Origin of the sequence: Roseivirga ehrenbergii (assembly GCF_001593005.1) — a bacterium.
Classification (GTDB): Bacteria; Bacteroidota; Bacteroidia; order Cytophagales; family Cyclobacteriaceae; genus Roseivirga; species Roseivirga ehrenbergii.
Genome location: NZ_LQZQ01000012.1, coordinates 25224 through 43136 on the forward strand (window position 1 = coordinate 25224; position 17913 = coordinate 43136).

Here is a 17913-nt window from a genome sequence, read left to right on the forward strand (position 1 = left end):
ATGATGATCGATAAGAGAATTTTAGCAACTTTTTTAATCTTGATTTCATCCATGGTTTTTTCCTGCGATGAGGAGTACGAGGTGTTTGAAGGCGGTGAATTCTCTCTGAGGTTAAATCAGCCTAAAAGATTAATTGATGGCTCGGTGCTTGAACTGGTGGGGGTTGAAGATTCACGTTGCCCAGAAAATACAAATTGTGTTTGGGAAGGCAGATCGGCAGTGAAAATCAGATGGACTAGAAACGAAACTTATGATATTGATTTGAATGATGTTGAATACATCCATGTGCAAGTGGAAGAGTACTTGGTCACTTTAGTTGAAGTAAATCCATACCCTACCACTGGCCTAACTATTGAAAAGGTAGTGAAGATTAAGATAGAACTAAATTAATTCACCTCAATCGCATCAATCATTTCGGCAATTTCTTCCCAACTGCTCTGAGCCGTTTCTAGTTTTTTAGTCAACGCATCGTATTCCGATTGCTTTTCTTGCAGCTTATTAAAATCTCCAAAAACCTCGGGTTTAGCCATTTCAGCTTCTAAAGCTCCTTTTTTCGACTCTAACTTTTCTATCTCGTTTTCTACATTCCCAAGCTGGTTTTGAAGCTTCTTCAACTCCTGTAGATTTGGATCTTTTGGCGGTTTTTGTTGCTGTGTAGGTTTTTCCTTTTGTACTTTAACTTCAGCAACTTTCGGCTTTTGTTCTGCTTCCTTTTTCTGTTGCCAGTACACATATTCATCATAGGTGCCTGGGTATTCTTTGATTTGATGGTCTTCGATGTACCAAATCTTATTCGCGATTTGTGAAATAAAGTGCCTGTCGTGAGATACGATTAGGAAAGTGCCCTCATACTGCTGTAAGGCTTGGATAAGGATGTTTACCGATAAAAAATCCAAGTGGTTAGTAGGCTCATCCATCATCAGGAAGTTGGCTTCCGAAATCAAAGTTTTAGCCAAAGCCACTCTGGATTTTTCACCCCCAGAGAGTACTTTAATTTTCTTAAACACATCGTCACTAGAGAATAAAAAGCAACCAAGAATCGCCCTTAACTCCATTTCCGATTTTTCACTACCTGCCTGAGAAAGCTCCTGAAGAATTTCGTTGTTAACGTTCAGCGCTTCTAACTGATGCTGCGCATAAAATGTAGTCAAAACATTAAAACCTTCTTTTCTCTCGCCAGTTACTTTTTCTGTACCAGCAATCACGCGGAGCAAAGTTGATTTACCCTTTCCGTTGGCACCAATCAATGCAATTTTATCACCTCGCTCAATTTTGGCAGTGGTGTTTTTAAGAATGGTTAAGTCGCCATAGGATTTCGAAATATTATCCAATTCAATAATGGACCGCCCAGACTTTTGTTTGAAACCAAACTTGAAATTCATCACCATTGAATCATCAACAATGTCTTCAATCTTATCCATTCGCTCCAAAGATTTCACCCTAGATTGAACCTGACGAGCCTTTGTAGCTTTAGATCGAAAGCGTTCAATAAACTGTTCGGTTTGCTTAATTTGCTGTTGTTGGTTTTCAAATGCATTCTTTTGAATTTCTTCACGCATTTGTTTTTCCTTCATATAAAAGGAATAATTACCGCTATACTGCGTCAGTTTTTGGTTAGCAACTTCCACAATTGAAGTAGCAACATTATCGATAAAGGAACGGTCGTGAGAAACCACTATTACCGCTCCTTCATAAGTTTTTAAATAGTTTTCTATCCATTGAATGGAAGGTAAATCCAAGTGGTTAGTAGGCTCATCGAGCATCAATAACGAAGGCTTTTCAAGGAGTAACTTGGCCAGCATTACCCTCATTCTCCATCCTCCCGAAAACTCCTTCAACGGACGGTTTAAGTCTTCTGTTCTAAAACCAATTCCTTCCAGAATTGCCTCGGCATCCGACTGCATAGAATAGCCACCAAGCGTTTCGAATTGGTCTTGCGCTTTGGCCAAATCATCTACCAACTGATCGTGATAGTTGGTTTCCATTTCCTTTAAAATACGCTCTATGGTAGCTTGAAGCTCATTCGCTTTGCCAAAGGCTTGCATGGCCACGGCTAAAATACTTTCTTCAGACTGATAAGAGAGAAGGTCTTGATTTAAGAACCCAATGCTGCAATCTTTACTTTTACTTACATCGCCAGAAGTAGGAGGAAATTCCCCATCGATAATTCTCAATAGTGTTGACTTACCCTTTCCGTTAAGGCCTATCAAACCGATTTTATCCTTCGGCTTAATATGAAGTGAGGCGTTTTCGTAAAGGGCTCGCCCTCCAATAAGGTACGATAAGTTGTTGATTGCAATCATGCCGCAAAATTAGTGTTTGTAAAGCCAATTCAAACGTTTATAAAAGTATTATTGGTAGATATCCATTTGTCAAATCTTTTTTAACTCTTAGCGGTTAATAGTCTACCTTTCGGCATTAAATAAATTGGTTATGATAAAGCGATTCTTGACAGTACTTTCAATTGGTTTATTCACGCTAATGGGCGCTAACGTCAATGTTTGGGCGCAAAGCGAAATTGATTTGTCGAAAATCAAACTCCCTGAAGGTTTTAAGATTTCTATTTATGCAGAAGGAATTACAGACGCACGCTCATTGAGTAGTACTCCTGATGGGAAAACCGTGTTTGTTGGAAACAGAAGAAGAAAAAATGTGTATGCGCTTACCGATACTGATGGAGACATGGTAGCTGATAAGGCGTACAAATGGGCATCGAAAACAGGCAAGGATTGGAATATGCCCAACGGTGTGGCTTATCATAACGGAGATTTATATGTGGCCGAAGTCAACAGAGTTCTCCGTTTTCCTGATATCATGAATAATTTGGATGACCCAAAGCAAGAGGTGATTTTCGAAGATTATCCAACAGATGCTCATCATGGGTGGAAGTTTATTGCCTTTGGTCCTGATGGTAAGCTTTACGTTCCAGTAGGAGCGCCTTGTAATGTTTGCGAGAGCGATAAGGAAGTTTATGCATCGATTACCAGAATGAATCCTGATGGTTCGAACATGGAAATATATGCTACTGGAGTAAGAAATAGTGTAGGATTTGCTTGGGATCCAAAGACTCAAAAAATGTGGTTTACCGATAACGGAAGAGACATGATGGGAGATGATATTCCAGCTTGTGAACTTAATTTTGCTCCAGAAAAAGGAATGAATTTTGGGTTTCCTTATTGGCACCAAGGCGATATTCCAGACCCAGACTTTGGCGATAAATTTCCTAGAACGAACTTTACTGAACCAAAATATAAGTTTGAACCCCATTCTGCTCCATTAGGCTTAAGGTTCTATCAAGGAGATATGTTTCCAGCCAAGTATAAAAACAATATTATTGTTGCTCAACATGGCTCATGGAATCGCTCGCTAGATGCAGGGCATATTGGTTACCAATTGCGCTTTGTTCAGGTAGAAGGAGATAAGGTAATTAGTAGTGAAATTTTCGCTTCTGGCTGGTTAGATCAAAAAACCAATAAGGGTTGGGGAAAACCTGTAGATATTTTAGAAATGCCTGATGGCTCCATTCTAGTTTCTGATGATGTTGCTGGTGTGATTTATCGTATTTCTTATGAGAAATAACCTGTTGGAACCCAAAGGTAAATAAGGAGCTATTGAAATTTCTTAAAGTAAATAAAGTATCAAAAACCTATTTAGGTAATGAAAAGCCAGCGGTTTCCGATCTGGCTTTTTCAATGAAAAAGGGCGAGATCGTTTCCTTTGTGGGAGCCAGTGGTTCAGGTAAGTCTACCTTATTGAAAATGATTGGTGGATTGATTTCGCCAGAAAACGGAACCATTCATTTTCAAGGAAAGGAATTGGATAAGCCGGAAGATAAGCTTATTCCTGGCCAAGAAGGAATAAAAATGGTGTTTCAAGATTTGCGATTAATGCCAAATCGAACCGTGGAGGAAAATATTAAATATCCACTTTTGTTATTTGATAAAGACTATCAAAATGATCGAGTGGAAGAACTCTTAGAGATTTGTCATCTTCAAGAATTTAGAAAAAGATTACCACGAGAGCTATCTGGTGGCCAGCAGCAGCGGCTGGCTTTGGCTAAGACCCTTGCCGAAGAACCTGAGCTTCTTTTAATGGATGAGCCATTTAGCAATCTAGATCCTATAGTTAAGAGTAAACTTATTGTTGAAGTGAGTGAAATTATCCGAAATCAACAATTGAGCTTGATTATGGTAACGCATGATACTCAAGATGCACTAATGCTTTCAGATAAGATTGGCTTTATGTCTGACGGTAAATTGCTACAGTTTGATTCTCCATTGAATATTTACAACAAGCCTACAAGCGTTGAAATTGCAGCGTTTTTCGGAATCGTCAACATTTTTAGCGAAGCTGAGTTTTCAAGTATTTTTCATGAAAAATTGAACATCGAAAAGGGGCAGCAGATTATTGTTCGTGCAGAGAGTTTTGAAACTGAATTCCAGGCTGGTGCTTTAACGCTTGACGGGCTGGTTTCAGGTACTTTTTTTAAGGGGAATGGGTACTTGATTAGATTGAAGGTTGGTAATCATTCGATTGATGTGTTTGCTAAAAATCAATTGAAAATTGAAGATAGCGTATCGTTTTATGTAGCTCGTCACAATCTCATGGTCATTTAGAGTTTAATCGTTCTTTTTAATTATAGATATTTCTTCATAACTTCGTCACGATGGTTTTACCAGCCATTACCTCAATCTAATCACCATTCTTCCGACTGACTGTTACTTTTTTAGTACACAACTAACTTTAGACTTTAGATTATGAAGAGTGCCATAATTTTTTCATTCCTTTTATTGTGTCTGACTACCGTAAGTCAAGCACAAAACCTCAATAAGGCCTATGCGGCTATGGAAGAGGGCGATTGGGAAGTAGCATTGGGAATGCTTGAACCCATTATTAAAAAGAACGCCAAGAACAATGAAGCGAAATTTTTGGCAGCTATATGTCACACAGAAAGATATAGATTAGAAGAAGCCATTAGTCTCTTTAATGAGTCTACGGCCTTTGCTCAGGATTCACCTTATTTTTGGGTGAAATTTGCTAAGGCATATTTGTTAAATGAGCAGATAGACGAAGCTGAGCAGACGATTCAAAAAGTTAGAATGCAGGATTTGGATGATTTTCTACGACCAGACTATCTATTGGTGAGTAGTAATATCCAAAATGCGAAAAAGTATTTACCCAACCCACGCGACATTATTATTAAGAACCTTGGGCCGAATATTAATACTGACGGAAACGAATATAGTCAGGTGGTAACTGGCGACCAAAGAGGTATTTATTTCACTGCAAGAAGAAAAGGAACCGCCAAAGTAGCGGATGATGGTGAAGCATATGAGCAGGTACTTACTGCTGATATGAATGATATTGATGAGTGGGATAAGGACAATCCATTGGAAGGGTTCGCTAGTACAACGGCTAACGAAGCACCAATTCAACTTTTTAATAATGACAGCACCCTAATCACTTTCTATGATGAAGATTTATTCATTTCGCAAAAGAAGAAAGATGGTACTTGGAGTAAAAGAGACGCATTACCTATTAATTCAAAACGATGGGATTCGCACGCTTTTATTTATAATAATGGCAATTCAATGATTTATGCATCAGATATTAATCATGAGGTTGAAAACCTTGATTTATACATTATGCATAAGGATGAAAAAGGAAAATGGGGTAAGCCAGCACCAATTACTGAGTTAAATACTCCAGTGAATGATGATGCTCCTTTTGTGGCAGAAGATGGCACGTTTTATTTTTCTTCAAGAGGACACGACTCAATGGGAGGCTACGATATTTTCTCAACTAAATACGACAGTGCTACAGGTAAATTTAATGCGCCCGAAAACATGGGAGCTCCTATAAACTTGCCTAATGACGATACCTTCTTTACAATGTATGGTGGTTTTGCATATTTATCTTCTAGTCGCCCAGAAGGTTACGGACAAGTGGATATCTATCGAATTATCATGTTCAACCAATCTCAGATCCAAGGTAAATTTTTGGAGTGTGATGGAGTAACACCAGTGGCTAATGCTACCATCACGGTGGAAGGCGAAGATGGGCCGATTTCAACAACTACAGATGAATACGGAGTTTATAAAATGGTAATGCCTATCGAAAGGTCTTTCGACTTAAGAGCAGTGTTAAACGGAGAAACTATTTATGAGAAGAAGCATACCATTCGTGTGCTTTTTAGAGATCAGTTTGATGTAGACCAAAACTTCTACGTGGGTTGTGAAAAGAATGATGAAACCATTTATGTGAAAATGATCAATGGTTTTGATCTTGACCCTACCAACTTGCCTGTTGATCCGCCATCGATTGAAGGAATAAAGCCTAAAGTGACAGAAGAAGTGGTAGAGGAAGTTGCTCCTCCAGCAGAAGAGCCTAAAGAAATTATAGCTGCGGTCCCAGCCGAAAAGAAAATTAAGCTTCCGAATGTATTCTTCGATTTCGATAAGCATAACATCAAATCAGAATTCTTCCAACGCTTAAATGAAGCCGCGGCACTATTGGTAGAAAACAGAGACTTGAGGGTTATGGTAGCTGGCCATACTGATGAATACGGAACGAACCCGTATAACGTAGCACTTGGTATCAGACGATACACCGAGGTATATAATTACTTGATAAGTAAAGGAGTAAATCCAAGTCAGTTAGAGGTGAAGACCTTTAGTGAAGACACACCTATTGCAACAAACTATACAATAGAAGGTAGGGCCTTTAACCGTAGGGTGGAGCTATCATTCATTGAAAAATAACATACCATATATTGGGTTACTACAACTAAAAGAGGCGATCAATTTGATCGCCTCTTTTCATTTATGGAAATAAACTCGAATCTCAGGAACGTCTGAGTGGCATTGTAGAACACCTGAGCAGGCCGCTAAGTTTTGAATTCTCAGTATAGTCTACTTCATGAACTGTGTAGCCGCGCTCTTTTAAAGCAGCAATCAGCGCCTTGAATGATCTTTCTACCACGATATCTTTTGGTGAAAGCGAGAAAATATTAGGAAACATTCTATTCATTTGAGCCTGATCTACCTTAATCATATCCTCTTCTTTAAAAAGGTCATAGATAATTTGTGGGTACTCAGCAAAGCCATTTTCATAGATGATGGCCTCTTTTGTTCCGATGGGTTGAAAGGTACAATCCAAGTGGAGAATGTTAATCTTCCGATCTTCGGAAACTACTAAAGGAATAGCGTGTACTTGTTTATGAGGGAAAGAGGCTTTAACGAATTCATAACCTTCCCAATTGGTGCGAGCACTAATACCTACAAAAATATGATCGTTCCATAGAATGACGTCACCTCCTTCAACATTGGCGTTTTTTGGCGGGTGAATAATGTTTCGTGGATTTATTTTATTGGTGATATGCCTTACCCCAGGAAGTTCCAATTGTCGAACTTCTTCTTGCATGCTGGCTACCACATAGGTGTTGTCTATTACAAACCCAATATCACGTGTGAAAACCTGCTCTAGGCCTTCAATGTTTTTTGGGCGATAAACCTCAACTCCGAAAGCTTTAAGCACCTTTTCGAAGGTTGAAATTTCATGTTGAATATCCTCTTCCGTAGGATATGTTCCTTCTTCCTTATGGTGTTTACTGGTTGGGTTAATTTCCGATTCTTCCCCTAAATCAGTGCCAATGCCTAAAACCACAGCTTCAAGCTTATCGGTTTCATTTTTAACATTTAGGTGGAGGTATGTGCTTTCTTTTTCTGAAGTAGTGAACTCAACTTCACTCATAAATCTGCCTTTTGGTTACAAAATTCTAAGATCGGAATTAATGATTTAATGCCCTAGATATAACCTAGGAATACCAGTATTGGTTATGAATTTTAAAGGTCAACCTAACTCAAGTTTGTTTTGCGTAGGGTTCGGTAAGCAAAAATTACACTTAGAAATGTTAGAATTGCGCCAAGCAAAAAGGCGGCTCCCGCAAAGTAAAAGTTGCCTTCGGTAGTGAAGTAGGCAAAAATGCCTGTCATTAATGGTGGGCCTACAATGGAAGTTACGCTGATTAAGCTGGTTAAACCGCCTTGTAATTCACCTTGCTCATTGGCAGGTACTTGTGTCGACATAATGGCTTGAAGTGTTGGCCCAGCCAAGCCGCCCAAAGCATAGGGAATCATAAAGGCATACATCATCCATGATTGATTAGCGAATGCGAAGAGTAATAAACCCAAAGCATAAAAGGTAATACCAATGTAAACAGCGCGCTTCTGTCCTAACTTAGGCACAGCCACACGAATAAGTAACCCTTGCACTAAGGCTACCATCAGCCCTACAAATGCCAAAGAGTATCCGATTTGGGCTTCTGACCATTGAAATTCTTCAATCACAAAAAACGACCAGTTGCTTTGCACGGCATGGGCAGCAATGTAAATCAAGACCAATGACAACACTAAGCCCATAATGACAGGGTACTTTCTCAGTTGTGCCAATGAGCCAATTGGGTTGGCTCGCTTCCATGAAAAAGGTCGTCTATTTTCAGGAGTTAACGATTCTGGAAGAATGAAATAGCCATACAGCCAATTGAGAAGTGCTAAGCAACCAGCTACGAAAAAAGGCACCCTTGGCCCAATTTCACCAAGTAAACCTCCTGTCAGCGGGCCAATGATAAAGCCAACACCAAAGGCTGCTCCAATCATACCGAAATTTTGAGCACGTTTTTCAGGTGGACTTACATCGGCAATATAGGCCATGGCCGTTGTAATGCTTGCTCCGCCAATGCCAGCTACAATTCTTGCCAGAAAAAGCCAAGCCAAAGTAGGTGATAGGGCCGCAATAAAATAATCGATTCCTAAAGCAAACAGTGAAATAAGAAGAATCGGGCGCCTGCCATACTTGTCACTTAATCCTCCCAAAATAGGGGAGAACACAAATTGCATAGAGGCGTAGGATAAGGCGAGTAAACCTCCGATTTTGGCTGTTTCGCTAATGGATTCGCCCCCCAGCTCTAAAATGAGTGTTGGCACTACGGGCAGTACAATTCCAATTCCAATAATGTCAATCAGAATGGTTGCCAAAATAAATGGCATGGCGGGCGTACGTTTCGACATCTTGGATAAATTTGAGGGGTCGAATTTATGGAATTGAAACGAGTTGAAGAAGGATTAAATGATATTCACTTCAGGGATAATTTCTATTCCAAATTTATCGGCAACAGAAGCCTTTATTTCCAAAGCTAATTTCTTGATGTCTTCTCCTTTTCCATTACCGTAATTCACCAGAACGAGGGGATGGTTTTTGTGTACACCAATTTCACCAAAGGTTTTACCTTTCCATCCTGCTTGTTCAATGAGCCACGCTGCTGGTATTTTTACTTTTTGTTCAGGTAGTTTGTACCCAGGAATGCTTGGAAATTCAGCCCTAAGGCCTTCATAGTCAATATTGTCGATGGTAGGGTTTTTAAAGAAGCTGCCAGAATTTCCAATTTCTACAGGGTCGGGAAGCTTACTTTGCCTGATTTTGATAACTGCATCGCTAATGGCTTTAATGCTCAAATCGGTTACTCCCATTTCGTCTAAAGTAGCCTGAATAGCACCGTAAGAGGTGTTAAAGGTTGGGGTTTTATCTAACCTGAATACTACGGAAGTAATGATGTATTTTCCTTTCAAGGAAGTTTTGAAAACGCTTTCGCGATAGCCAAACTCACATTCCTCGGCTGTAAATTCTTGATATTTTCCTGATGCTATTTCAACCGCTTCTAAGGAGTGGAAAACGTCTTTAATTTCTACTCCATACGCCCCAATGTTTTGCATAGGTGCCGCACCAACTGTTCCAGGAATTAGGGAAAGGTTTTCTATGCCTGCCCAGTTGTTTTCAATACAGTGTAAAACAAATTGATGCCAGTTTTCGCCAGCCATGGCTTTGATCCAAACATGGTTTCTGTCTTCATCGATAAGCTCAATGCCTTTGAGCTCGTTTTTGAGTACAACGCCTTCAAAATCTTTAGTGAGTAAAATATTGCTACCGCCCCCTAAAACCATTAATGGTTCGTCAGACTCTATCATTTTAAGTGCATCGAGCAATTCTTTTATTGAAGTGAAGGCAATAAAGTGATTGGCTTTGGCTTCTAACCCAAAGGTGTTGAAGGGTTTGAGAGAAACGTTCTGTTCTAGTTTAATCATTTATCTAGAATCCTACGATGGTAATTGATTTGACCTAAATGGTAATTTAAATGGCCTTGAAGATGAATAAGGAAGAACAGCGTACTCATTTCTTTATTATTAAAAAGCCTTTGTGGGTAGGGGTAATTCAATACCGATTCCGGCAAACGTTGGAGTGTGTCGGTTACAGCAGTTTTTGCTTCTTGAATTGAACCAAGCAGCTCTGCACGACTTATATTTTTACCTGCAAACTCAAAATCTCTATTCCTTTCGTATCCTGTTTTCCCCAGAACTGCTCCTATAAAATGCTGTAAGTTTCCGCAAAGATGAAGCACTAAATTTCCTGCCGTATTGGTAATTTCTCCATCTGTAATCCATAAATTTTCTTCTTTCGAATAAGCTTCTACTTCTTTCGAAAGGCGATCTAAATCACGATTGATTAATTCTGAAATGGATTGGGCTGCTATACTCATAAATTTAGGGCTTCTTTTAGGGTTTCGATTCTAGTTTCTAAAAATTGCTTTGTTTCGTTAAAGTCAACGGCTGAGGCAAGGGGAGTGTTCACGCTGATGTAGAATTTAATTTTTGGTTCGGTACCAGAAGGTCTAGCCGAGATTTTAGTACCATCTTCTAAATAGAATTGTAGCACATTTGATTTTGGTTGGTCAATGACTTTTTCAGAACCGGAAACAAGGTCTTTTTCTACCAAGCTTTGGTAGTCCATGGTTTTAATTACTTTGCTTCCTGCTATTGTGGTTGGTGTTTTTTCACGCATATCCACCATCATTTGCTTGATTTCGTCTGCGCCCTTCATCCCTTTTTTGGTCATTGAAACCAGTGTTTCTAAGTAGAATCCGTTTTCAACATATACTTGTTTTAGAAGGTCGAAAACAGACATGCCTTGATCTTTGGCCCAAGCACACATTTCGGCAAGCATGGCACAAGAAGCAACAGCATCTTTGTCACGAACAAAATCGCTAATCATGTAGCCATAGCTTTCTTCGCCACCGCCAATGAACTCTTTTTTACCTTCTTCTTGTCTTATAAGTGCGGCAATGTATTTAAAGCCTGTGAGCGTTTCAGGGCAGTCTACCTCAAATTTTTCTGCAATTCGAGCGAGCAAATCAGTGGTTACAATGGTTTTAATAATCATCTGATTACCATTGATTTTTCCATTCTCTTTCCACTTTCTAAGCAAGTAGTAAATCAGAAGACTAGCAGCTTGATTTCCGTTCAGTAATTCAAACTCACCTTCATCGTTTTTAGCAGCCATCCCTACACGATCGGCATCGGGGTCGGTGGCCATTACAAGGTCGGCATCTAATTCCTTGGCTTTATTTAGTGCCAAAGTCATGGCTTCTCTTTCCTCAGGGTTTGGGTAAACTACGGTAGGGAAATCGCCATTGGGCTCGGCTTGCTCTTCCACTACAAATACGTTTTCAAAGCCTTTTCGCTTTAATATTCCGGGCACCAATGTGATACCAGTTCCGTGAATAGGGGAGAACACAATTTTGAGATCTTTCTGATTTTTGATGGCTTCTGGTGCCAAGGTTAACTCCTCTATTGCATTGAGATACTTCTCATCTATTTCGCTACCAATTAATTCAATTTTACTGTCGTCTTTTTCAAATTTAACCGCTTCAATTCCAGCTATGGCCTCAACTTCGGCTATAATGTTTTTATCTTGAGGGGCAATTACTTGCGCACCATCGTCCCAGTAGGCTTTGTAGCCATTGTATTCTCTTGGGTTATGCGAAGCTGTGAGTACCACGCCACTTTTACAACCCAATTCTCTGATAGCAAATGAAAGCTCTGGCGTTGGACGAAGGCTCTCGAAAAGGTAAACGTGGATGCCATTGGCTGAGAAAACCGCAGCGGTAGTTTCTGCAAAGAATCGACTGTTATTACGGCTATCGTACGCTATGGCTACTTTTATAGCTTCATTCGGGAAGGTTTTGATCAAGTAATTGGCTAAACCTTGAGTAGCCATTCCAATAGTGTATTTGTTGATTCTGTTAGAACCAACTCCCATAATTCCCCTTAAACCTCCTGTGCCAAATTCTAGATCCTTATAAAAAGCTTCGTTCAATTCTTCAGCAGAAAGCGAACGAATGGCCGCTTTGCTGGCTTCGTCAATGCTACTATTTAACCAAGTATTTACCTTGTCTTGAATGTTGGTTGTCATAATTAATTAAGGTGAGATGTAATAGTATGGTACTAAGAAATACGTTGGGTAAAGTTAGGTTTTCTACTTGCTTTTAAAAAGGAAATTGACCTCTAGTAAACCTTTTTCTGTTATGCCTTGCATGTTTTAATTGAACTTGCATTCTTTGTGCTACGCCTAGTATTTAGAATATGAATGTAGAGAAACTGAATGATGATTTTGCTGCCATTGCAGAGAAAATCAATGAGTTGGACGACATGGATTATAGTGATGAACGCTACGATGACTTGGAGGAAGAGCTCCACGACCTAGAAGATGCGTTTATTGAAGAGTTCGGTTCTGAACTTGAAGAAGCCATTGCTTTAGTGCACGATGAATTTTGCCCTGATAATGATGTGCTTCTGCCTATCGCCTATTTTGCAAAAAACTATATCCGTTTGCAACGTGACAAAGAGGGTAAATATGGATATGATGTTGAATTTGGTGAAGGAGTGCCAGTAGAGGTAGACGATTTCCCTAACCAAGAAGTGAAATTGGTATTAGTGCCAGGCCCAACCCGTTTATTGGTAACCGTTGGTGAAAATGCTAAACAAGAAGCTTGGAGAGCTAAGTAATTAGTCTCTTTTAAATAGAACTAAAAAAGTCTGGCAAGCCAGACTTTTTTAGTTTGTAGTTCATCCGTTTAATAGAGCATTCTGAATTTTATGGTGTGCTCAATCTTTTTCATGGCTTTGCTGAGTTCTTTGCCATACTGTTTGTTAATGTCGGTAATTACGTAACCTATGGTTTCGTTGGTTTTTAAGTGCTGACCTACAATGTTGGCTTCAAATTCGGCCAAAGTATTATTGATTTTAGCCAACACTCCAGGCCTGTTTTTATGGATGTGAATAAGTCTATGCGCATCTTTCAGTGGAGGTAAGGTTATGTTCGGAAAGTTGACACTGTTTTCTGTATTTCCAGTATTGATGTAGTCCATGATTTTACGCGGCACAAAATCAGCAATGTTCTCTTGAGCTTCCAAAGTGCTTCCGCCAATATGTGGGGTAAGAATGGTGTTGGGTAAACCCATGAGTTCCGAAGTAAAAGGATCGTTGTTGCTTTTAGGTTCTTCTGGAAAAACGTCAACTCCTGCGCCAATTACTTTGCCACTCAAAATGGCTTCTTTCAATGCAAGAATATCAACCACTGGGCCACGGGCCAAGTTCAAGAAAATAACGCCATCCTTCATCATCTGAAAATGCTCTCTTAGAAAGAAGTTTCCGTTCTCTGGTCGGCCATCAATGTGCAAAGAGACCACATCTGCAATGGATAGTAATTCTTCTATGGTATCACACTTTGTGGCGTTACCTAGCGCTAGCTTTTCAACTAAATCGTAGTAATAAACATCCATACCAAGGTTTTCGGCCAAAACAGAAAGTTGTGCGCCAATACTTCCGTAACCAATAATACCCAATTTTTTTCCTCGAATTTCGAAGCTATTTTTAGCTGTTTTAGACCAAATGCCTTGGTGCATATCTCTGTTCTTGTCAGAGATACCACGCATCAGGCTAATCATTTCGGCTATGGCCAATTCTACTACCGAGCGTGTATTGCTAAAAGGAGCATTGAAAACAGGGATTCCAGCTTCTAGCGCTGTCCCAGTGTCAATTTGGTTGGTGCCAATACAAAAAGCACCCATGGCCATCAATTTATCGGCTTCTCTAATTACTTTGGCTGTTACTTGTGTTTTGGACCTCAAGCCTAAAACATGAATGCCTTTAATTTTCTCGCAAAGCTCATCTTCATCTAAACCTGCAGGGTAGCTTTCAACACTAAAGCCTTCTTCTTTTAATTTGGCCAGCGCATTGGGGTGAACGCTTTCCAACAAAAGCATTTTGATTCGGTTTTTGGGGTAGGATAAGGCTCCGCTCATTTTCTTGTGGTATAAAATTTCGTCAAAACTTGGGGCAATGTGATCGGCATGTTTCTTTACGGGTTCGCGTTCTACATTTTCGGTATAAGCATAAAAGTTATTGGCCATTCCGGCTTTACGCACCTCGTAATCGGTGTAACCATCGCCAATCATATTGATTTGACCTTTTAATTTTAACGCTTCAATCTGCTTTACTTTTCCTCCATTTATGGAAAGAACATTGTTGCGGTTAAGGTCGATAATGTTGCCATCTTCATCAAAAACCATATCGTTGGCAAAAACATGATCGGCTTTAATGCCAAACTTGGTTACTACAGGCACTATAAACTCTTTGAAGCCATTCGAAATAATAAAAGTGTTTTCAGGATGCTCGTTAAAGAAAACACTATTTCTTTCAATAGACTTTGATACCAGTTTCGATAGACGGGAGATTAACTCTGGAAGGTGTGCTTTATTGCCGTTTAATAACTGAATGCGAGCAATGAGTGATTCACGTAATGACATTTCCCCAGCCATTCCTAAGTCGGTAATGTCTTTAATTTTCTGTAATCGAGCATTCCTTTCGGGGTGGTTTGAAAGCGAAATTTCCCCTAAAATATCAAGTGCTTCTACTTGAGTGAAAGTACTATCAAAATCAATTACAAAATATTGTTTTTCTTCCTCTTCGACCTTCATTCTATTTTTTGCCTGAGATTAATTGTTTGCATTGGTTACCAAAAACACCAGCCACCCCTGCTGCAATTCCCCCGACAACTCCCGTAATCAGAAATAGCAAAAAGGTATTTCCTTCCAATGGTAATAGTACCGCTATTTTCTTGGTCATGGTGAAATCGTTGGGTTGCGCCAGAAACCATGCGTTCACGACCCAAAGTAAGGCGATTGCCAAGAAGGGAACAAAGAAAGACGAAGCCTTTTTTAGGCCTATAATGGCACCCATAACAAAGCTAGCGATCATCACTGACCACCAAGGGAGAAACAAACCTAAAAGAAAGGCGATAACTATATTTAGAATAATATTGATGAACGTTTTCATTACTTGGCTGGGCTTAGGTTTTGAGAAAAAATGATACGGTCTGAAGTTTGGTCAACGGACTTTATAAACAAGAGAGGAATATACTCTCCAGCTGCCCAACGATCAATCATATTGTCATAGAATTTGCTACCCGGGTTTCCTGATTGGCCTCCAGGGTAAATTCCAAAGGCATTGGGCTCGTTGCCTAATTCAACAATCATTCTCCAAGAAGGGCCATGATTTTCGCTAGTGGCATTTACAATGCCTGAATTTCCTCCAATAGGTAAATCAAACCTTGAAAAGGCGGGTTGCGCCTGTAGCAAATGCCCAACAAAAGTACCTTTATAATCCACCCATTTTAGGGACTTTCCTGTTCTAGATTGCCAAACGGTTAGGTCTTGCACGGCATCTCTAAACGACTGAAAATAAAGGTCTTTGGCAGTTTCTATTTCTGGCGTTTCCTTCCTGTCAAACCAAGGGTGATTCGGCTGATTTTTTAGTAACCATATGGTTTGGTAATCGCTTGGGCGGTTGATAGCGACATCGAGGTTATACAGTTCGTCCCAAGTTATTCGGTATAAATTATCCCACCATTTCTCCCAAACCGAAGCGCCCTCAGCGTCTATGTTATTGTTGAAATCCCAATCCTCTATTGTAGAGAGCATTTGTTCTTCATTAGCAGTAAGCGAGTTTCTGTCCATGCTATCGAGCATAGTTGGGATTAACTCTGCTGCTTTTAAGTTGAAGTTATTGGCTTGTAAGTCTTTAAAATCTTGAATATCGAATTTCTCCTTACTTCTGAAAAAGTTGTTGATCACACGGTTACGATAGGTTTCATAACCATCATCATATACATAATAAGGATACTTTTCATCTGTGGGGTGTTGGTTGGCGGAGCTTACAAAACCTCTCTCTGGGTTTTTTACATGAGCATTTTGGTTTTGAGGAATAAATCCTTGCCATTCGTATCTAGAATCAGCGCCATCCATTAGAAATTTGCCTTGTTCTGGCCATTTATTGGCCAATTCTCCCTGAATCCAGAGGGCAACATCTCCTTCGCGTGAAGCGAAAACAAAGTTTTGCGCTGGTGCAGTAAAATGTTTTAATGCTGCCGCATATTCATCGTAGTTCTTGGCCTTATTTAAATCCAGAAAAGTCTGTTGGTTATTGTTAGGCAAATGGCCCGTCCATTTCATGGCGTAACCCACTTTTTCTCCATTTCCTTTATGGGTGTGGTCATAGGTTACAGGGCCATAGTGGGTGTAAATTACGGTGTCGTACACTGTAGGCTTGCCTTTTACTTTAATTTCCTCTATTACTTCAGTAGTGGCTTTCCACTCGTTATCATATTTATAAGCTTTTCTGTTTTCGTCCTGAAATTCAATTTTATACCAATCTTTTACATCACGGGTGGCGTTGGTTACGCCCCAAGCTATGTTTTGGTTGAAACCAATAATGATTCCCATCGCGCCAGGAAGTGTAGCTCCAAAGGTGTTTTTCTCAGGAGTGGCCAATTGCATTACATACCAGATCGAAGGCAAGTTGAGTTGTAAATGCGGGTCATTGGCTAAAATTGGATTGCCAGAAACAGATTTGGATGGCGCTATAGCCCAGTTGTTACTTCCGTTGTGAGGGTTGGGTTTGTCCATGGTTTCTTTAATAAAATCACTAGGAAAATCAACATCGGGCTTTTCAATATTTTGAACTTCAAAGCTACTCCAATCTCTTTCTTGAGGAATTACAGGGTCTTGATCCTTATAAAAGTCAGGGAAAAGCAGATCGAAGGTTTCTTTTCCGAAGAGCTTGACAAAATTGGTGTTTTCTAAATCAACATCGCGCCCAGCCAACATATCCGTCATGTACATCAGTAGAAGGGCAGTTTTCTTGGTCGTCCAAGGTTCGGGCTGATAATCGAGTATTTTGTATTCCACTGGAAGTTCTCCTACAGTTAAACTTTCGATGTATGCATTGATTCCGTCTCGGTAAGCTTCAAGTAGTTTCACCTCCTCTGGATGCTTCATCATTTCCTTTAAAGCATTATCAGCTCCAAAGCCCATTCCTTTTCTGCGTTGGCCTCGGTCGTATTCAATGGCCGCTTCGCCTACTATTTCTGAAAGTCTACCGCCCGAAGCAAAGGTCTGGAATTCAAGTTGCCACAGTCGGTGTTGAGCCGTGATGTAACCTTGAGCTCTGTACAAATCTTCATCATTTTGAGCAAATACATGGGGAATCAGAGATTCATCATAATGCACAGTTACAGGGCTTTTCAGTCCAGGAATTTCTAAAACTTCTTTTGCCACATCAGACTCAGTGACTTCGTTTTTCCAGAAACCTTGGTTCGGGCTTAGGAATTTCCCCATCGGGGGGATATCTCCAAACTTGGTGTTTAGTCCGTAAAAAATGCCAAGGGTAAAAAGTAGGCTGACCAAAAACTTAACTGACTTCATAAAGTAGCGAATTGATGTAGACTTTAAATATAGTAGCCTGAACCCGATTAATAAAATAGCCATAAATTAATTATAGCTGAACAACCCTCCAAAAGTTGGCGCTATATTCTCATTGAAAAACAAATGAGTTCATCTGTATTATGAATAAGAACTTTTGGAGGGTTTTAACTATACGGTTCTTGCTGTATTTAAAGTCGAGTTCAGGTTAGTAGTTAATGTTGGATTCAGAAGAGGAGTAGTGCTATGGTTTTAAAGTGTTT

Annotated in this window: 14 protein-coding genes; 5 read left to right on the forward strand and 9 right to left on the reverse strand. The window is 39.8% G+C overall.

From position 1 onward, the window contains the following. Positions 1 to 390 carry a hypothetical protein gene (locus tag MB14_RS08390; protein WP_132644022.1) on the forward strand — a complete coding sequence of 130 codons (390 nt, stop codon included), beginning with the start codon at positions 1 to 3 and terminating at the stop codon, positions 388 to 390. On the opposite strand, the gene abc-f is transcribed toward MB14_RS08390, so the two are convergent. Then, positions 387 to 2303 (reverse strand): ribosomal protection-like ABC-F family protein, encoded by a 1917-nt coding sequence (abc-f, locus tag MB14_RS08395; protein WP_062591129.1) that lies wholly within the window; start codon positions 2301 to 2303, stop codon positions 387 to 389. The two genes, MB14_RS08390 and abc-f, sit on opposite strands and share 4 nt — an antisense overlap. A gap of 130 nt (positions 2304 to 2433) precedes the next feature. On the opposite strand from abc-f, the gene MB14_RS08400 reads away from it, so the two are divergent. The 3 genes from MB14_RS08400 (at position 2434) to MB14_RS08410 (ending at position 6761) form a co-directional block, all read left to right on the forward strand. Further along, complete coding sequence (locus MB14_RS08400; protein WP_084376011.1) at positions 2434 to 3579, forward strand: PQQ-dependent sugar dehydrogenase; 1146 nt, start codon at positions 2434 to 2436, stop codon at positions 3577 to 3579. Between the two features lie 32 nt (positions 3580 to 3611). After that, positions 3612 to 4616 (forward strand): ABC transporter ATP-binding protein, encoded by a 1005-nt coding sequence (locus MB14_RS08405; protein ID WP_062591130.1) that lies wholly within the window; start codon positions 3612 to 3614, stop codon positions 4614 to 4616. 141 nt (positions 4617 to 4757) lie between these two features. Beyond that, on the forward strand, positions 4758 to 6761 hold the full coding sequence (locus MB14_RS08410) for an OmpA family protein (protein ID WP_062591131.1): 2004 nt from the start codon (positions 4758 to 4760) through the stop codon (positions 6759 to 6761). An 82-nt stretch (positions 6762 to 6843) separates the two neighbouring features. Here MB14_RS08410 and MB14_RS08415 read toward each other — a convergent pair whose 3' ends face one another. The 5 genes from MB14_RS08415 to MB14_RS08435 form a co-directional block, all read right to left on the reverse strand. Next, positions 6844 to 7752 (reverse strand): dimethylarginine dimethylaminohydrolase family protein, encoded by a 909-nt coding sequence (locus MB14_RS08415; protein ID WP_062591132.1) that lies wholly within the window; start codon positions 7750 to 7752, stop codon positions 6844 to 6846. A 104-nt stretch (positions 7753 to 7856) separates the two neighbouring features. After that, positions 7857 to 9068, reverse strand: coding sequence for a TCR/Tet family MFS transporter (locus tag MB14_RS08420; protein ID WP_062591133.1), 1212 nt, complete (start codon positions 9066 to 9068; stop codon positions 7857 to 7859). Between the two features lie 54 nt (positions 9069 to 9122). Continuing rightward, on the reverse strand, positions 9123 to 10139 hold the full coding sequence (murB, locus tag MB14_RS08425; RefSeq protein WP_062591134.1) for a UDP-N-acetylmuramate dehydrogenase: 1017 nt from the start codon (positions 10137 to 10139) through the stop codon (positions 9123 to 9125). Further along, on the reverse strand, positions 10136 to 10591 hold the full coding sequence (locus tag MB14_RS08430) for a DUF1572 family protein (protein WP_062591135.1): 456 nt from the start codon (positions 10589 to 10591) through the stop codon (positions 10136 to 10138). The genes murB and MB14_RS08430 overlap by 4 nt, the downstream gene beginning before the upstream one ends. Then, positions 10588 to 12303: a phospho-sugar mutase gene (locus MB14_RS08435; protein WP_062591136.1), complete on the reverse strand. Its 1716-nt coding sequence runs from the start codon at positions 12301 to 12303 to the stop codon at positions 10588 to 10590. The genes MB14_RS08430 and MB14_RS08435 overlap by 4 nt, the downstream gene beginning before the upstream one ends. Positions 12304 to 12473: 170 nt before the next feature. On the opposite strand from MB14_RS08435, the gene MB14_RS08440 reads away from it, so the two are divergent. Further along, positions 12474 to 12896: a hypothetical protein gene (locus MB14_RS08440; RefSeq protein ID WP_062591137.1), complete on the forward strand. Its 423-nt coding sequence runs from the start codon at positions 12474 to 12476 to the stop codon at positions 12894 to 12896. A 68-nt stretch (positions 12897 to 12964) separates the two neighbouring features. On the opposite strand, the gene serA is transcribed toward MB14_RS08440, so the two are convergent. From serA to MB14_RS08455, 3 genes are read right to left on the reverse strand one after another with little or no spacing between them, the layout of a single operon-like run. After that, on the reverse strand, positions 12965 to 14869 hold the full coding sequence (gene serA / locus MB14_RS08445; RefSeq protein WP_062591138.1) for a phosphoglycerate dehydrogenase: 1905 nt from the start codon (positions 14867 to 14869) through the stop codon (positions 12965 to 12967). Position 14870: 1 nt separating this feature from the next. Beyond that, complete coding sequence (locus tag MB14_RS08450; RefSeq protein ID WP_062591139.1) at positions 14871 to 15227, reverse strand: hypothetical protein; 357 nt, start codon at positions 15225 to 15227, stop codon at positions 14871 to 14873. Next, the gene (locus MB14_RS08455; protein WP_062591140.1) at positions 15227 to 17653 is read right to left on the reverse strand and encodes a penicillin acylase family protein; all 2427 of its coding nucleotides are present in this window, start codon (positions 17651 to 17653) and stop codon (positions 15227 to 15229) included. The genes MB14_RS08450 and MB14_RS08455 overlap by 1 nt, the downstream gene beginning before the upstream one ends. Positions 17654 to 17913: the final 260 nt, after the last annotated feature.

Bases quoted from the DNA above. Each gene is read 5' to 3' on its own strand.
- MB14_RS08390 (WP_132644022.1), top strand. From the start codon at position 1: ATGATGATCGATAAGAGAATTTTAGCAACTTTTTTAATCTTGATTTCA.
- abc-f (WP_062591129.1), bottom strand. From the start codon at position 2,303: ATGATTGCAATCAACAACTTATCGTACCTTATTGGAGGGCGAGCCCTT.
- MB14_RS08400 (WP_084376011.1), top strand. From the start codon at position 2,434: ATGATAAAGCGATTCTTGACAGTACTTTCAATTGGTTTATTCACGCTA.
- MB14_RS08410 (WP_062591131.1), top strand. From the start codon at position 4,758: ATGAAGAGTGCCATAATTTTTTCATTCCTTTTATTGTGTCTGACTACC.
- MB14_RS08415 (WP_062591132.1), bottom strand. From the start codon at position 7,752: ATGAGTGAAGTTGAGTTCACTACTTCAGAAAAAGAAAGCACATACCTC.
- MB14_RS08420 (WP_062591133.1), bottom strand. From the start codon at position 9,068: ATGTCGAAACGTACGCCCGCCATGCCATTTATTTTGGCAACCATTCTG.
- murB (WP_062591134.1), bottom strand. From the start codon at position 10,139: ATGATTAAACTAGAACAGAACGTTTCTCTCAAACCCTTCAACACCTTT.
- MB14_RS08430 (WP_062591135.1), bottom strand. From the start codon at position 10,591: ATGAGTATAGCAGCCCAATCCATTTCAGAATTAATCAATCGTGATTTA.
- MB14_RS08435 (WP_062591136.1), bottom strand. From the start codon at position 12,303: ATGACAACCAACATTCAAGACAAGGTAAATACTTGGTTAAATAGTAGC.
- MB14_RS08440 (WP_062591137.1), top strand. From the start codon at position 12,474: ATGAATGTAGAGAAACTGAATGATGATTTTGCTGCCATTGCAGAGAAA.
- serA (WP_062591138.1), bottom strand. From the start codon at position 14,869: ATGAAGGTCGAAGAGGAAGAAAAACAATATTTTGTAATTGATTTTGAT.
- MB14_RS08450 (WP_062591139.1), bottom strand. From the start codon at position 15,227: ATGAAAACGTTCATCAATATTATTCTAAATATAGTTATCGCCTTTCTT.
- MB14_RS08455 (WP_062591140.1), bottom strand. From the start codon at position 17,653: ATGAAGTCAGTTAAGTTTTTGGTCAGCCTACTTTTTACCCTTGGCATT.